We start from the raw sequence: 14,532 nt of genomic DNA on the forward strand, positions 1-14,532 counted from the left end.
GGAATCCTACGGGGCGGCTTGTTTCGTCTTCACCGCGAGCACCACGAGGAGCGTCCATCCCGCTTCGATCAGGATGCGGCTCTCCGCGAGCGACTGGGCGAGCAGGGCGGCCAGGAGGAGCAGGGGCAGCAGCGCGTACGCGGTGTAGGGGAGACGGTCGGCGACGTCGACCCGCGGCCGGTCGACGGCGAAGAACCACGACCTCCAGAGCGTGCTGATGATCAGGAGGGCGAAGACCACGAGCCCGACGATCCCGAGCTGGAGCCAGACGTCCAGCCACGCGTTGTGGGCCTGCAGGTAGACGACGCCGTTGCGCTCGGCCAGGTCGTGGAACGGCGACACCCAGGGCGCCCAGTAGCTGACCCAGCCCCAGCCGAACGCGGGGCGCTGCTGCGCCAGCCCGATCACCTTGTCCCAGATGTCGAGGCGGCCCGTGAGGTCCTCGCTCTTGCCGAGCAGCGCCGGGATGCGGGAGGCGAAGACGGAGACGAGGACGACGACCGCGACGACCGCGACGGCGGCCGTCAGGTAGACGGGGCGGCGCCGATCGGGCCCCGCCCGGCGCGTCCAGAGGGCGAAGCCGAGGACGACGGCGGTGACCAGCGTCGCGACGATCACGGTCGACGAGCGGGTGAGGGCGAGTGTCAGCGCGGCCACGACGAGCCACGCGATCACCACGCCCCGCCGGGGTGCCCGGTCGGCCAGCTGGATGCCGAACACGATCAGCGCGAGGAGCGCGACCATCGCGAGGAGGTTGCTGTTGCCGAGGATGCCCTGGATCGGGCCGCCGTGGAACAGCAGGTCGCGGCTCCAGTAGAACGCGGACGGCAGCTTGCCCGCGGGGACGGGCTGGATCGGCGTGAGCGGCAGGACAGGGTGACGCACGAAGACCGCGACCACCAGTTCGAAGACCAGCGACAGGCCGAGCACCCACTTGAACGCGTTGCTGAGCGCAGCGACCAGCCCCTGCCAGCTGAGGCACAGCGCCAGGAACACCGCCCCGGCCGTCGTCGCGAGCTGGGCGAGAACGCCGAGGGCGCTCGCGCCGGGATAGGCCGACCAGGCGATCGACACCACGGCGAGCAGCAGGAAGAGCACGAGCGTTTTGGGCGCCTTGCGCCACCGGAACGCCGGCCGGAGCCGCACCAGGAACACCACGCTGCCGGCCGCCAGCAGAGCGGCGAGCACGAAGTACCCGGGCCAGCTGATCAGATTGCGCCAGAAATCGCCGGCGAAGAGCGTGAAGAGCAGCAGCGAGGCGAAGACGGAGGCCGCCGTCCCCGTGGTCGCCCGGGCGGCGCGGACGCGCGCATCGAGCGGCGGGGAAGCGGGGGTCATCCGGGCAGGATAGCCGACGCGGGGGCGCACGTTCACCGGTTGGGCGTCGCCACGAAGAGCGTGCCGTCGCCGGTGACCGTGAGCGTCCCCTCGTCGGCGGTCACCACTGCGGCTTCGCCTCTGGTCAGCCGCAGCGATCCGCTCGCCCCGGTCAGCTCCACCTCACCCGCCGTGCAGAGGGCGATCGCGGTGCCCGGCAGCTCGACGGGCGCCGATGCGACCCCGCCGCCGACGACCACGTGGTCGAGTGCGAAGTCGGGGACGTCGGGCCGGAAGACCTCGACGCCCGCCGCGGGATGCTCCGGCGCCAGTGGCGTCGCCACGATCGGCGAGAAGTCGAGCACCCGCACGAGTTCGGCGACATCGATCCGCTTCGGCGTGAGGCCGCCGCGGAGCACATTGTCGGACGCCGCCATGAGCTCGATCCCGAGACCGTCGAGGTAGGCGTGGATATTGCCGGCGGGCAGGTAGAGCACTTCTCCCGGCCGCAGCGTCGCCCGGTTGAGGAGCAGCGCGAGGACGATGCCGGGGTCGCCGGGGAAGGCAGCGGACAGCATCCGCACCGTGTCGGCGTCGCGGTCGTCGCGGCTCTCCGACGCGGTGACCACGGCCTCCACCAGCTCCGCCACGGCCGAGTCGCCTCCGAGCAGCCACTCGGTCGCGCGGCGCAGCACGTCGCCCGGCTCGCCCTGGAGGGTGTCGGCGAACGCGGCGATGCGCGGATCGCCCGAGCTGGTCGCGAGCTCCTCGAACACCGCGCGGCTGACGGCCGGATCGCGGAATCCGCAGAGCGCCTCGAACGGATCGGAGAGCGCGAAGATCAGTTCGGGCTTGTGGAACGGGTCCTTGTAGTTGCGCTCGGGGGAGTCGGCGGCGAGGCCGGCGGCGTTCTCGCGTTCGAAGCCCTCCCTGGCCTGCTCGGACGAGGGATGCGCCTGCAGCGACAGCGGTCCGGCCGCCGCGAGCACCTTGAGCAGGTAGGGCAGGTGGGCCGTCTCCGGCCACGCCGCGAGGTCCTCGGCACCCGCGGTCTGCGTTGGGTCGAGGATGCGCGCGGGGGAACCGGCGTGAGCGCCCAGCCAGAGCTCGGCCTCCGGCTCGCCGCTCGGAGTGGTGCCCAGCAGTCCGGCGATCGCGGTGCGCGATCCCCAGGCGTAGTCCCGCGGCGTGTTGCCGATGCGCACAAACATCCGTCGTGTTCCCTTCGATCCGGTTAGATCAAACTACCAACCGCTTTGTGAAGCCCGCCGACCGTCCCTAGGCTGGCGCTGGCCGCGCTGCGGCCCGCAGATCCCCTGGACGCACTGGAGCAGACATGGCCTTCGAGAAACTCGCGAGCGACTTCTACGGCTTCGAGGACCTCCTCGGTGAGCGCGAGAAGGAGTTCCTCACGAACCTCCGCTCGGAGCTCGAGACGAAGATCAAGCCGATCGTCAACGAGTACTGGGAGCGCGCCGAGTTCCCGCACCAGATCGTGGAGGTGCTGCACGGCACCGGGACGATCGGCCTCGGCTTCCCGCAGACCGCGGCGTTCGAGAACTCGGCCGTGTTCCGCGGCTGGGTCGCCCTCGAGCTGGCGCGCGTGGATGCGTCCGTCAGCACCTACGTCGGCGTGCAGAACGGCCTGGCGCTCGGCGCCGTCGGTGTCTGCGGTTCCGACGAGCAGCGCGCCGAGTGGCTGCCCAAGCTCGCGAGCGGCGAGGTCATCGGCGCCTTCGGTCTGACGGAGCCGACCTCCGGCTCCGACTCCGCCCAGGGACTCCAGACCGTCGCCACCCGCGACGGCGACAACTGGGTCCTCAACGGTTCGAAGCGCTGGATCGGCAACGCGACCTTCAGCGACATCACGATCATCTGGGCCAAGAGCGCCGAGGACGGTCAGGTCAAGGGCTTCATCGTGCCGACCTCCACCCCCGGCTACACGGCGACGAAGATCGAGGGCAAGCAGTCGCTGCGCATGGTGCAGAACGCCGACATCACCCTCGAGAACGTGGTCGTCCCCGAGTCGTTGCGCCTGCAGAACGCCAACAGTTTCCGGGACACGGCCGCCGTGCTGCGCCTGACCCGCGCCGAGGTCGCGTGGGCCGCCGTCGGCGTCGCGATCGGTGCGTACGAGGCCGCCCTGAAGTACTCGCAGGAGCGCGTCCAGTTCGGCAAGCCGATCGCCAAGCACCAGCTCATCCAGGACCTCCTGGTGAAGTCGATCGGCAACATCACCGCCTCCATCGCGCTGTGCACCCGCGTCTCGCAGATGCTCGACGACGGGCAGCAGCGCGACGAGCACTCGGCGCTCGCCAAGGCGTTCGCCACCGCACGCATGCGCGAGACCGTCGCGTGGTGCCGCGAGATCCTCGGCGGCAACGGCATCGTGATCGAGTACGACGTCGCCCGCTTCTTCGCGGACGCGGAGGCGCTCTACTCGTATGAGGGCACCCGTGAGATGAACACCCTCATCGTGGGCCGCGCCATCACCGGCGAGGCGGCGTTCGTCTGATCCGCCCGCGATAGGGTTTCTCCTGCACTCGATCGGCGAGCAGAGCAGGAGGACCCCGTGGCGTGGTTGGTGACCGGAGGAGCAGGCTACATCGGCTCGCACGTGGTGCGGGCGTTCCGCGACGAGGGCATCGACGTCGTGGTGGTGGACGACCTCTCCAGCGGCCATGAGGACTTCGTGCCGGCGGGGATCCCCTTCTACCGCGGCACCATCCTCGACGGCGCGCTCCTCGAGCGGGTCTTCGCCGAGAACGCGATCAGCGGCGTCGTGCACGTCGCCGGGTACAAGTACGCCGGCGTCTCCGTCCAGCGGCCGCTGCACACCTACGAGCAGAACGTGACCGCGACCGCGGTGCTGCTCGCCGCGATGCAGGAGGCCGACGTCGACGCGATCGTCTTCTCCTCCTCGGCGGCGGTGTACGGCACCCCGGACGTCGACATCGTCACGGAGACCACGCCGAAGAGCCCCGAGTCGCCCTATGGCGAGTCCAAGCTCATCGGCGAGTGGCTTCTTCACGACCAGGGCGTCGCGGCAGGCCTGCGCCACACGTCGCTCCGCTACTTCAACGTGGTCGGGTCGGGCGACCCGGCGCTGCGCGACACCAGCCCGCACAACCTCTTCCCGCTCGTCTTCGACGCCCTCGTCGACGGTCGCACGCCCCGCATCAACGGCACCGACTATCCGACGCCCGACGGCACCTGTGTGCGCGACTACATCCACGTCGCCGACCTGGCCGTGTCCCACGTGGCCGCGGCCAAGCGCCTGGACGCAGGTCAGGAGATCGAGGCGGTCTACAACCTCGGCAGCGGCGACGGCGTGAGCGTCGGCGAGATCATGTCGACGGTCGCCGAGGTGACCGGGATCGCCTTCACCCCAGAAGTGGGGCCTCGACGCGCGGGTGACCCGGCGAGGATCGTTGCGTCCGGAGAGCTCGCCGCGCGCGACCTCGACTGGAAGATGCGCCACACACTCGACCAGATGGTGCGCAGCGCCTGGGAAGCACGCCAGGCCGCGTCCTGAGACCGCCTTCCCGGGGGTAGAACGTTCGGGCGTGTCGCTATTGTTGTCGACCGTCGGCGCGTCGTGAAGTCTCGACCACGGCTTAAGGCTTTACGATTCGCGACTTGACGGACGCGAATGACAACGGTGTAATTACTGGGACACGTCTTTTGCGTGTCCCAGTAGTTGATGGGGTGGGGAGACCGATATGACAGTTCCTGAATATCGTTCTGGGGTACCCGACGACTGGTTCATCGATCCGGTCCGGCTCGGAGTTCCGGGCGTCCGGTCGAATGTCGACGAGGCCGAAGACAATCCGCTGGCCTGGCAGACCGACGCGCTCTGCGCGCAGACCGACCCCGAGGCGTTCTTCCCCGAGAAGGGCGGCTCGACGCGCGACGCCAAGCGCATCTGCACCTCCTGCGAGGTGCGGTCGCAGTGTCTCGAGTACGCGCTCGCCAACGACGAGCGGTTCGGGATCTGGGGCGGTCTTTCGGAGCGCGAGCGTCGCAAGCTCCGCAAGCGCGCCGGCTGACCGTCGCCGAATCCACGCCGCGCCCGACGCACTACCGGAATCGGCGTGACCCCAACTTAGGCTGACTCCGATGTATCCGAGAGTCACCGCCATCGTCGTCGCCCACAGCGGCGGCCCCCGCCTCCAGCGCACTCTCGACGCCCTCGCGGCTCAGACCAGGAAACCGGACGCCGTGATCGCCGTCGATTGTGCGACGACGGACGACGCCGCCCGCCTGCTGGCCGAGTCCGGACCCACCCAGCTGCTCAGCATCCCCGAGAAGCTCCCGTTCGGAGCAGCGGTGGCGACCGCGATCCGCGTCCTGCCCCCGACCACCTCGTCGGACGAGCTCATCTGGCTGCTCGCCCACGACACCGCGCCGGAGCCCGAGGCACTCGCCGCACTGCTCGCCGCGCTCGAAGTGTCCCCCTCGGTCGCCGTCGTCGGACCCAAGCTGGTCGACGCGGAGGATCCGGCCTTCATCCGCGAGTTCGGCGAGGCCATGACCCCGTTCGGCGCCTCCGTGCCGCTCGTCGAGAACGAGCTCGACCAGGCTCAGCACGACGGCCTGAGCGATGTGCTCGCCGTGTCGTCCGCCGGAATGCTCGTGCGCCAGACTCTGTGGGAGGCGCTCGACGGTTTCGATCCGGCTCTCCCGACCGCCGACGACGGCCTCGACTTCTGCACCAGGGCGCGCCTGGCCGGGTACCGCGTGACGCTCGTCGCACAGGCCCGGGTCGCCATCGGCGGCGATGGGCTCGCCGGCCCCAACCTCTCTCCGAAGTGGCGCGTCCGGCGCCGGCTCGTCAAAGAGCGGCGCGCGGCGCAGTTGCACCGCCGGATGGTCTACGCGCCGGGCTGGGCCGTTCCGTTCCACTGGCTGAGCCTGGTCCCGCTCGCGATCCTGCGCTCTCTGGTCCGGCTGCTGCGCAAGGAGCCGGGCTCCATCGGCGGCGAGCTCGCCGCGGCGTTCCGGGTCGCCTTCTCCGGAATGGCGGTGGGCAACGCACGCGGGCGCTTGGCGAAGAGCCGCACCGTCACCTGGGCGGCCGTCGCTCCGCTCCGCATCCCGTTCGCCGAGGTGCGCCGCGCCCGCGCGCTCAAGCGCGAGGCCGCACTCGTCTCCCAGCAGGGCGAACGACAGGATCTCGACTTCTTCGGTACCGGCGGCGGCTGGACCGTGCTGATCGCGCTGGTCGCGGGCGCGTTGCTGTTCTACCCGCTGGTCGGTTCCGGCGCGCTCGCCGGGGGAGGCCTGCTGCCCCTCGACACGTCGGTCGGGCAGCTCTGGGCCAACCTGGGCTACGGGTGGCGGGATGTGAGCCTCGGCTTCACCGGTGCCGCCGACCCGTTCTCCGCCGTACTCGCCGTGATGGGCTCGGTGACCTTCTGGCAGCCGTCCCTCTCATTCGTGGTGCTCTACATCGTCGCGCTGCCCCTCACCGCGCTCGGCGCGTGGCTGGCCGCCGCCCGACTCACCTCCCGCACCATGCTGCGCGTCTTCGGAGCCCTCGTCTACGCGTTCGCGCCGACCCTGTTCCTGGCGATGCAGGACGGACGGCCGTCGGCCGTGCTCGCGCACCTCCTGCTGCCGTGGCTCTTCTTCGCGGGACTCGCGGCACGGCGCTCGTGGGCGGCGAGTGCGACGACCGCCCTGCTCGCGGCGGCGACGGCCGCATGCGCACCTATCCTGCTCCCGGCGCTCGTGATCGCCTGGATCGCGGCGATCGTCTTCGCAGGCCGTCGCGCGGCGCGGATCGCGTTCATCCCGCTGCCGACGATCGTTCTGTTCGCACCGCTCGTCTGGCAGCAGGGCACGCGCGGCGCCTGGCTCTCGATCCTCGCCGATCCCGGCGTCCCGCTCGACTCCCGTCAGACACCCGCGTGGCAGCTGGCGCTGGGTTTCCCCGACGGGATGCTCGGCGGCTGGCATCAGGTGCTCGAGGGCACCGGATTGGCTCACGCGCCCACGATCCTGGTCGCCATTCTCCTCGCGCCGCTGGGCATCCTCGCCCTCCTCGCCCTCTTCCTGCGCGGCACCGTGCGCGCCGTGGTGGCCCTTGCGGTCGCGCTCGCCGGCTTCGTGACCGCGGTCGGCGCGCTGCACCTCCAGGTCGCCGTCGCGGGCGGGACCGTCGTGCCGATCTGGCCAGGGACCGCCGTCAGCCTCTACTGGCTCGGGATGACCGGTGCGGCCGTCCTCGCCCTCTCCGCCCTCGGCCGCGCCGCCGTCTACCCGGCCTGGGTCGCGATCGTGGCGATCGGTGTCGCTGCGGCACCGGTCGCGATCATGACCGTCAACCACACCGCGGCGGTCGCCGAGAGCGACGGGCGCACCATGCCTGCGGTCGTCACGGCCAAGGCCTCGACTCAGCCTCGCACCGGGACGCTGCTGATCACGCCGCAGCCGGGCGGGGGCATCGCCGCGGAGGTCGTCCGCGGCGCTGGTGCCACCCTCGATGACCAGTCGACGCTCGCCACGACACGGAGGACGGTGACGACCGACCAGGGCGACCTGGCGACGCTCGCCGGCAACCTCGCGTCGCGGAGCGGATACGACGCGACGAAGGAGCTGACCGATCTCGGCGTCGACTTCGTCCTTCTCGCCCCCGCGGCTCTCCCGCTCGACGGAGACGACACGGGCGCGGCGCAGGCCACCCAGACCCGGGCCACGGTCGCCCTCGACGCCAATGCGGTGCTGACGAGCGTCGGTACGACGGACAGCGGACGACTCTGGGCGTTCTCCCGCGGAACGACCGGCGTGCCGGCTGCGGCTGGGATCCCGGCGGACGCGGGGGGGATCTGGCGCATCCTCGTGCTGCTGGTGCAGGGCATCGTCGTCGGTGTGACCCTGCTCATGTCCATCCCCACCACGCGTTCGGCCGACCGCGTCGCCGAGCTCAACGCCCGCCGCGCGCAGGGCAAGGGTGCGGACGTGGTCGCGGTGGAGCCGGACGACCAGCCGGAGCACCCGGCCGAGGGCGACGAGACGATCGCGGACGAGAGCCTGGCCGAGTACGACGCCGAGCCGGAGGACGAGGCCGCGGTGGAGTCGGCGGACGAGGACGATGCGCGAGCTGCGGAGCCGGTCCCGGAGCCCGGGCCAGAGACCGGCGACGCGTCGGCCTCGCAGCCCGAACCTGCGTCCGAGCCCGAGCCCGAGCCCGAGCCCGAGCCTGAGCCCGCGCCCGAGCCCGAGCCCGCGGGCGACATCGCGCCGACGGCCGATACGCGGTCCGCCGCGCCGTCGGCCATCCCTGCCATGGCCCCCGCTCCCGCGATGCCCGCCGAACGAGTGCCCCTCGTCGGCCGGCCTCCGGTGGCCGTGGCCCTTCCCTCGCCTCTCGCGGCCGACCCGGCCGAGACCGAGGCGCAGCCCGCTGACGAGCAGCGACTCCCCACCCGGCCCGTGCCCATTGTCGACGAGCAGCAGACGACGCTCGAAGACGGACTCGAGGAGACGATCATCCGACCGCGACGTGTGACCGACGATGGAGGCGACCGTGGCTGACAAGCGTGGACTGGCCCGCATCGGCGCCCGGGCACTCGGTGGCATCGTCGGGGCAGGCGTCGCCGTGGTGGCCATCGCCGGCGCGACCCTGCTCCCGTTGCCCGACTTCGCGATCGGCGCCCCCTCGAAGACGGTCCGGCCGGTCGCGGCCGACCAGCAGCGCGTGTGCCCCGGCCCCGTCCTAGCGCTGGCGGCGGACGCCGGCTCGGCGACGCAGGCCAGCCCGATCGGACAGGCGAGCAGCAGCTACGGCACCGACGGGCCCGACGTCCAGGTGCGCGGTCTGAAGCCCGATTCGGACGCCGATTCGAGCTCCGATGCTCCGCAGGCCCTCACTGTCTCCACACCGCAGGGCGCCAGTACCCCGCCGCTCTTCGCCGGCGCTCAGGTTCAGACCGTGACGTCGGACGACCTCGCCGGGCTCGCCGCCGCCGCGTGCGCGGAGCCGGCCGCGGACATCTGGCTCGTCGCGGGGGCGACATCGCTCGGTCAGACGAGCCTCGTCCTGCTGGCCAACCCGACCTCCGTCGACGCGACGGTGTCGCTCAGCATCTACACCGAGACCGGCGTCGTCAGCGCGCCCGGCGCGACCGGGATCACCGTCCCGGCCGGCGGTCAGAAGGTGATCCCGCTCGCGGGCCTCGCACCCGCCGCCGCCGCACCGGTCGTCCATGTCCAGACGACGGGCGGCGAGGTCGTCGCCACGATGCAGCAGAGCTTCGAGCAGGGCATCCAGCCCCAGGGAGTGGAGCTCACCGGCGGCACGGGCGCTCCGTCGCGTCAGCAGATCATCTCCGGGATGACGATCGTCAACCTCGCGGCCGTGACGGCCGCGGAATCCGGTGAGAACGTCGGCGTGGAGTTCCCTGCCCTCCGGATCTTCGTCCCCGGCAGCACGGACGCCGACGTCACGGTCGGCGTCGTGGGGGAGGAGGGGACCGCAGCCGGAACCTCGCACGCTCAGACGGTGAAGGCCGGCAATGTCGCGGAGATTCCCCTCGATGACCTGAAGGACGGGAGCTACACCGTCACCGTCAACTCGTCGGTGCCGGTCGTCGCGGCCGCGAGGACGACGCGCATCGGCGCGTCGAAGCGCGATTTCTCCTGGTTCGTCTCGTCCTCTCCGCTGAACGACACGCTGCTCGCGGCCGTGCCCAACGGTCCGGGCGGGGCGCTGCACTTCGCCAATGCCGGTGAGGAGGACCGCACGGTCACGATCACACCGGCCGGAGGGAAGGCCACCACTCTCGTCGTCCCGGCGGAAGGCTCGGCGCACGTCCCGGTGACCGCTACCCGGTACACGATCGACGGCGCCGAGGGTTTGCGCGCGAGTGTGAGCTTCGGGGCCGACGGAGCGAGCAGCACGTTCGCACTTGCGCCGCCCGGGCCTCTCGCCGCTCCGATCGAGGTCTACCCCCGCTGACGGTGACCGTGCGACGTCAGAAGTGACGGAACCGATCCGGTGCGAGGTCCCACGGGTCCTTGCCGAGCAGCTCGGCGACGGCGCGGAAGACGCAGCCCTCGATATACATGCGCCGGTGGATGTCGTCTTCGCGGTGCAGCTTCGTCAACCGCTGGATGGGCACCCGGTAGAACACGATGCGGCGCCGGGAGTGGTCGACGCGCCAGCGGTCCACCCCGTCCGTGCCGGTGTTGCCGATCGGCGTCGCCGCGACTTCGAAGTGGACGTCCGCCAGTTCCTCCGGCCAGACGCCCTTGAGGTAGTCGGCGGTGGAGGCCACGGTCATGTCGAAGAAGTCGATGCGGTTCTGCAGCATCGGCAGGTGCGGCCCCGTCACCGGTCCGCGGGCGCCGCGGCCGTGCCTGCTGCGCCAGCGGCTGGTGGCCGGCGGCTGGCTGCTGGTGCGGCGGTTGCGGGGCATGTCGCCATCCTACGTCGCACGGGCTCGGGTAGTCTGAGCCCGATGTTGAGCCGTCCGTGTTCCCGTGTCGCGTGTCCGCGCGATGCCGTCGCCACGCTCACGTACGTCTACGCGGACTCGATGGCCGTCCTCGGCCCCTTGAGCCTCTCGCACGAGCCGCACACGTACGATCTGTGCGCCATCCACGCCGAGCGGCTCTCGGCGCCGCAGGGATGGAGCATCGTGCGCCACGAGGTCTTCGGTGAAGTAGGTTATGGGTCGTGAACCGACGCGATCCCGATGACCTCCGTACCTCTCTCGACTCCGTCGTCAAGGCCTACGACATCCGTGGGCTGGTCGGCGAGCAGCTGACCCCCGAGGTCGTCGAGGCCATCGGCGCCGCCTTCGTCGACGAGGTCGGCGCGGCCGGCGGAGACCTGGTCGTCGGGCACGACATGCGCGACAGCTCTCCGGGGTTCGCTGAGGCGTTCGCCCGCGGTGCGCAGGCGCGCGGCGCCGACGTCGTCTCGATCGGACTCTGCTCGACGGACGAGTCGTATTACGCCTCGGGCGCCCTCGCGGCTCCCGCCGCGATGTTCACCGCCAGTCACAACCCGGCGACGTACAACGGCATCAAGCTCTCCCGCGCGGGCGCGCAGGGGCTGAGCATGGACACCGGGCTCTCGGGTGTGCGAGACCGCGCCGCCGCGTTCCTCGCCGACGGCGTCGCGCCGGTGCCGACCCCGGGCTCGTTCCGCGCGGAGGACGTCCTCGCCTCGTACGCGGCCTACCTCCGTTCGCTCGTCGATCTGAGCGGCATCCGCCCGATCACCGTCGTCGTGGACGCGGGCAACGGCATGGGCGGCCTCACGGTCCCGTCGGTGCTGGGCGAGGAGGCGGGCCTTCCGGCCCTCCCCATCACGATCGTCCCGCTCTACTTCGAACTGGACGGCACGTTCCCGAACCACGAGGCCAACCCGCTGGAGCCCTCGAACCTCGTCGATCTGCAGAAGGCCGTCGTCGAGCACGGCGCCGATCTGGGACTCGCCTTCGACGGCGACGCCGACCGCTGCTTCGTCGTCGACGAGAACGGCGACGCGGTCAACCCGTCGGCCGTCGCCGCGATCGTGGCGCTGCGCGAGATCGCGCGGGCCCGCGCCACGGACCCCGACGCCGAGATCACCGTCATCCACAACCTCATCACGTCCAACATCGTCCCCGAGACGATCGAGGCCGCGGGCGCCACCCCTCTGCGCACCCGTGTCGGGCACTCGCTGATCAAGGCCGCGATGCGCGAATCCGGCGCCGTCTTCGGCGGCGAGCACTCGGCGCACTACTACTTCCGCGACTTCTGGAGCGCCGACAACGGGATGCTGGCGGCGATGCACCTGCTCGCGGAGTTCGGTGGTCAGGAGCGCCCCCTGTCCGAGCTGGCGTCCGCGTTCTCGCCGTACGCGCAGTCGGGCGAGATCAACTCGACCATCGACGACGTCCCCGGCGCGTTCACCCGCATCGTGGAGGCCTTCGCCTCTCGAGCCGAGTTCGACGAGCTCGACGGCCTGACGGTCGTCGGACAGGTCGGCCAGGACGAACCGTTCTGGTGGTTCTCGGTGCGCTCCTCCAACACGGAGCCGCTCCTCCGGCTGAACGTGGAGGCCGCGGACACGTCGACGATGGCGCGCATCCGCGACGAGGTCCTCGCGCTCATCCGCGCCTGACGGCGCCCCGTCGTCATCCGGGGCCCGCTCCCGGTCGCGCAATGCGAGAATGGGTGCCATGCCAGCTTCGACCGTGTCCGATACCGCCCTGCCCTTCAAGGTCGCCGACCTGTCCCTCGCCGCTGCCGGACGCCACCAGCTCCGACTCGCCGAGAACGAGATGCCGGGCCTCATGGCCCTCCGTGAGGAGTTCGGTCCGTCGCAGCCGCTCGCCGGCGCGCGCATCGCCGGCTCGCTGCACATGACCGTGCAGACCGCCGTCCTCATCGAGACCCTCGTGGCCCTCGGCGCGCAGGTGCGCTGGGCGAGCTGCAACATCTTCTCCACCCAGGACGACGCGGCCGCGGCCGTCGCGGTCGGCCCGACCGGAACCCTCGCGGCGCCCGCGGGTGTGCCGGTCTTCGCCTGGAAGGGCGAGACGCTGGAGGAGTACTGGTGGTGCACCCAGCAGATCTTCGACTGGAGCGCCGAAGCGGAGGCCGCAGGCGCCGACTGGACCGGCCCGAACCTCATCCTCGACGACGGCGGCGACGCCACCCTCCTGGTCCACAAGGGGCGCGAATTCGAGGCGGCCGGCGCTGTCCCGGGCGACGCGGAGGGCGACAGCCACGAGTACCGGGTCATCCTGTCCGTGCTGCGCGAGTCGCTAGCCTCGTCTGCGGACCGCTGGACCCGCGTCGCTGACGGCATCATCGGCGTCACGGAGGAGACGACCACGGGCGTCCACCGCCTGTACGAGCTGGCCAAGGCCGGCGAGCTGCTCTTCCCGGCGATCAACGTCAACGATTCGGTGACCAAGAGCAAGTTCGACAACAAGTACGGCATCCGCCACTCCCTCCCGGACGGCCTCAACCGCGCGACCGACGTGCTGATGGGCGGCAAGGTGGCCTTCGTCGCCGGCTACGGCGATGTCGGCAAGGGTGCGGCGGAGGCGCTGCGCGGCCAGGGTGCGCGCGTGATCGTCAGCGAGGTCGACCCGATCAACGCGCTGCAGGCGGCCATGGACGGGTTCCAGGTCGCGCGGCTGGAGTCGGTCGTCGACCAGGTCGACATCCTCGTCACCGGCACGGGCAACCTGAACGTCGTCACCCTCGACCACCTGCTCGGTCTCAAGCACCTCGCGGTCGTGGCCAACGTCGGCCACTTCGACAACGAGATCGACATGGCGTCGCTCGAGGCACTGCCGGGCGCGGAGAAGATCGAGATCAAGCCGCAGGTGCACGAGTGGCGCCTGCCGACCGGCCGCAGCATCCTCGTGCTCTCGGAGGGCCGCCTGATGAACCTCGGCAACGCCACCGGTCACCCGAGCTTCGTGATGAGCAACTCGTTCGCCAACCAGGTGCTCGCCCAGCTCGAGCTGTACGTCTCGAGCGAGAACTACCCGATCGGCGTGTACGTGCTCCCCAAGCACCTCGACGAGAAGGTCGCCCGCCTCCACCTCGACTCCCTCGGCGTCGAGCTCACCGTGCTGACCGAGGAGCAGGCCGCGTACATCGGCGTGCCCGTGGACGGCCCCTACAAGGTCGACCACTACCGCTACTGATGACACTCGAATTCACCGACCGCGAGCTGCCCGGCGGCCTGATCCTGCGCGTGCGCACGGAGCAGGACGCCGCGGCCCTCTCGGCTGCCTACGTCCGCAACCGTGGCCATCTCGCGCCGTGGGATCCGACCCGCACGGAGGAGTTCTTCACCGAGGCGGGGCAACTCGCCCGCACGCGTGAGCTGCTCGCCCTGCGCGACCTCGACTCGGGCCTCCCGCTCGTCCTCGTGGACGGCGACGAGATCGCCGGGGGGATCGACCTCAGCAACATCGTCCGCGGGGCCTTCCAGAGCGCCATGGTGGGCTACTGGCTCGACCGTGCGCACACGGGCAAGGGGCTCGCCTCGGCGGCCCTCAGCGCCGTGCTGGACGCCGCGCGCGGATTCGGGCTCCACCGCGTCCAGGCTGCGACGTTGCTCGCCAACCATGCGTCTCAGTCCGTGCTGACGCGCGCCGGGTTCGAGCGCATCGGCGTCGCGCCGGACTACCTGCAGATCGCCGGACGCTGGCAGGACCACGTGCTGTTCCAGCGCATCCTGCACGACTGAGCCGC

General features: G+C 71.0%; 12 protein-coding genes. 9 read left to right on the forward strand and 3 right to left on the reverse strand.

Annotated features, from left to right (window positions below; genetic code table 11):
• Positions 1-6 precede the first annotated feature (6 nt).
• Together FHX33_RS01055 and manA are read right to left on the reverse strand one after the other, a co-directional pair.
• On the reverse strand, positions 7-1,338 hold the full coding sequence (locus tag FHX33_RS01055; protein WP_021762792.1) for an O-antigen ligase family protein: 1,332 nt from the start codon (positions 1,336-1,338) through the stop codon (positions 7-9).
• Between the two features lie 32 nt (positions 1,339-1,370).
• Positions 1,371-2,528: a mannose-6-phosphate isomerase, class I gene (manA, locus tag FHX33_RS01060; protein ID WP_021762793.1), complete on the reverse strand. Its 1,158-nt coding sequence runs from the start codon at positions 2,526-2,528 to the stop codon at positions 1,371-1,373.
• Between the two features lie 125 nt (positions 2,529-2,653).
• On the opposite strand from manA, the gene FHX33_RS01065 reads away from it, so the two are divergent.
• The 5 genes from FHX33_RS01065 (at position 2,654) to FHX33_RS01085 (ending at position 10,279) form a co-directional block, all read left to right on the forward strand.
• Positions 2,654-3,832 (forward strand): acyl-CoA dehydrogenase family protein, encoded by a 1,179-nt coding sequence (locus tag FHX33_RS01065; RefSeq protein WP_183428066.1) that lies wholly within the window; start codon positions 2,654-2,656, stop codon positions 3,830-3,832.
• Positions 3,833-3,889: 57 nt separating this feature from the next.
• Positions 3,890-4,852 (forward strand): UDP-glucose 4-epimerase GalE, encoded by a 963-nt coding sequence (gene galE, locus FHX33_RS01070; RefSeq protein WP_021762795.1) that lies wholly within the window; start codon positions 3,890-3,892, stop codon positions 4,850-4,852.
• 187 nt (positions 4,853-5,039) lie between these two features.
• Positions 5,040-5,366 (forward strand): WhiB family transcriptional regulator, encoded by a 327-nt coding sequence (locus FHX33_RS01075; protein ID WP_021762796.1) that lies wholly within the window; start codon positions 5,040-5,042, stop codon positions 5,364-5,366.
• 70 nt (positions 5,367-5,436) lie between these two features.
• Positions 5,437-8,856 carry a glycosyltransferase family 2 protein gene (locus FHX33_RS01080; RefSeq protein ID WP_183428067.1) on the forward strand — a complete coding sequence of 1,140 codons (3,420 nt, stop codon included), beginning with the start codon at positions 5,437-5,439 and terminating at the stop codon, positions 8,854-8,856.
• Positions 8,849-10,279, forward strand: a complete 1,431-nt coding sequence (locus FHX33_RS01085; RefSeq protein WP_039922946.1) for a DUF5719 family protein — start codon at positions 8,849-8,851, stop codon at positions 10,277-10,279. The genes FHX33_RS01080 and FHX33_RS01085 overlap by 8 nt, the downstream gene beginning before the upstream one ends.
• Positions 10,280-10,295: 16 nt before the next feature.
• Here FHX33_RS01085 and FHX33_RS01090 read toward each other — a convergent pair whose 3' ends face one another.
• The gene (locus FHX33_RS01090; protein ID WP_039922941.1) at positions 10,296-10,739 is read right to left on the reverse strand and encodes a metallopeptidase family protein; all 444 of its coding nucleotides are present in this window, start codon (positions 10,737-10,739) and stop codon (positions 10,296-10,298) included.
• 42 nt (positions 10,740-10,781) lie between these two features.
• Between FHX33_RS01090 and FHX33_RS01095 the strand changes: the two genes are divergently transcribed.
• The 4 genes from FHX33_RS01095 to FHX33_RS01110 are packed head-to-tail and all read left to right on the forward strand — an operon-like array spanning position 10,782 to position 14,527.
• On the forward strand, positions 10,782-11,003 hold the full coding sequence (locus FHX33_RS01095; protein ID WP_021763955.1) for a DUF3499 family protein: 222 nt from the start codon (positions 10,782-10,784) through the stop codon (positions 11,001-11,003).
• A complete protein-coding gene (locus tag FHX33_RS01100) occupies positions 11,000-12,436 on the forward strand; it encodes a phosphomannomutase/phosphoglucomutase (protein WP_021763956.1) in 1,437 nt (478 codons plus the stop codon). The genes FHX33_RS01095 and FHX33_RS01100 overlap by 4 nt, the downstream gene beginning before the upstream one ends.
• Positions 12,437-12,494: 58 nt before the next feature.
• Positions 12,495-13,979, forward strand: a complete 1,485-nt coding sequence (ahcY, locus tag FHX33_RS01105) for an adenosylhomocysteinase (RefSeq protein ID WP_021763957.1) — start codon at positions 12,495-12,497, stop codon at positions 13,977-13,979.
• Positions 13,979-14,527: a GNAT family N-acetyltransferase gene (locus FHX33_RS01110; protein WP_021763958.1), complete on the forward strand. Its 549-nt coding sequence runs from the start codon at positions 13,979-13,981 to the stop codon at positions 14,525-14,527. The genes ahcY and FHX33_RS01110 overlap by 1 nt, the downstream gene beginning before the upstream one ends.
• Positions 14,528-14,532 lie beyond the last annotated feature (5 nt).

Origin of the sequence: Leifsonia aquatica (assembly GCF_014190775.1) — a bacterium.
GTDB classification, from domain to species: Bacteria; Actinomycetota; Actinomycetes; order Actinomycetales; family Microbacteriaceae; genus Leifsonia; species Leifsonia aquatica.

Bases quoted from the DNA above. Each gene is read 5' to 3' on its own strand.
- FHX33_RS01110 (WP_021763958.1), top strand. From the start codon at position 13,979: ATGACACTCGAATTCACCGACCGCGAGCTGCCCGGCGGCCTGATCCTG.
- ahcY (WP_021763957.1), top strand. From the start codon at position 12,495: ATGCCAGCTTCGACCGTGTCCGATACCGCCCTGCCCTTCAAGGTCGCC.
- manA (WP_021762793.1), bottom strand. From the start codon at position 2,528: ATGTTTGTGCGCATCGGCAACACGCCGCGGGACTACGCCTGGGGATCG.
- FHX33_RS01090 (WP_039922941.1), bottom strand. From the start codon at position 10,739: ATGCCCCGCAACCGCCGCACCAGCAGCCAGCCGCCGGCCACCAGCCGC.
- FHX33_RS01075 (WP_021762796.1), top strand. From the start codon at position 5,040: ATGACAGTTCCTGAATATCGTTCTGGGGTACCCGACGACTGGTTCATC.
- FHX33_RS01065 (WP_183428066.1), top strand. From the start codon at position 2,654: ATGGCCTTCGAGAAACTCGCGAGCGACTTCTACGGCTTCGAGGACCTC.
- FHX33_RS01080 (WP_183428067.1), top strand. From the start codon at position 5,437: ATGTATCCGAGAGTCACCGCCATCGTCGTCGCCCACAGCGGCGGCCCC.
- FHX33_RS01055 (WP_021762792.1), bottom strand. From the start codon at position 1,338: ATGACCCCCGCTTCCCCGCCGCTCGATGCGCGCGTCCGCGCCGCCCGG.
- FHX33_RS01095 (WP_021763955.1), top strand. From the start codon at position 10,782: ATGTTGAGCCGTCCGTGTTCCCGTGTCGCGTGTCCGCGCGATGCCGTC.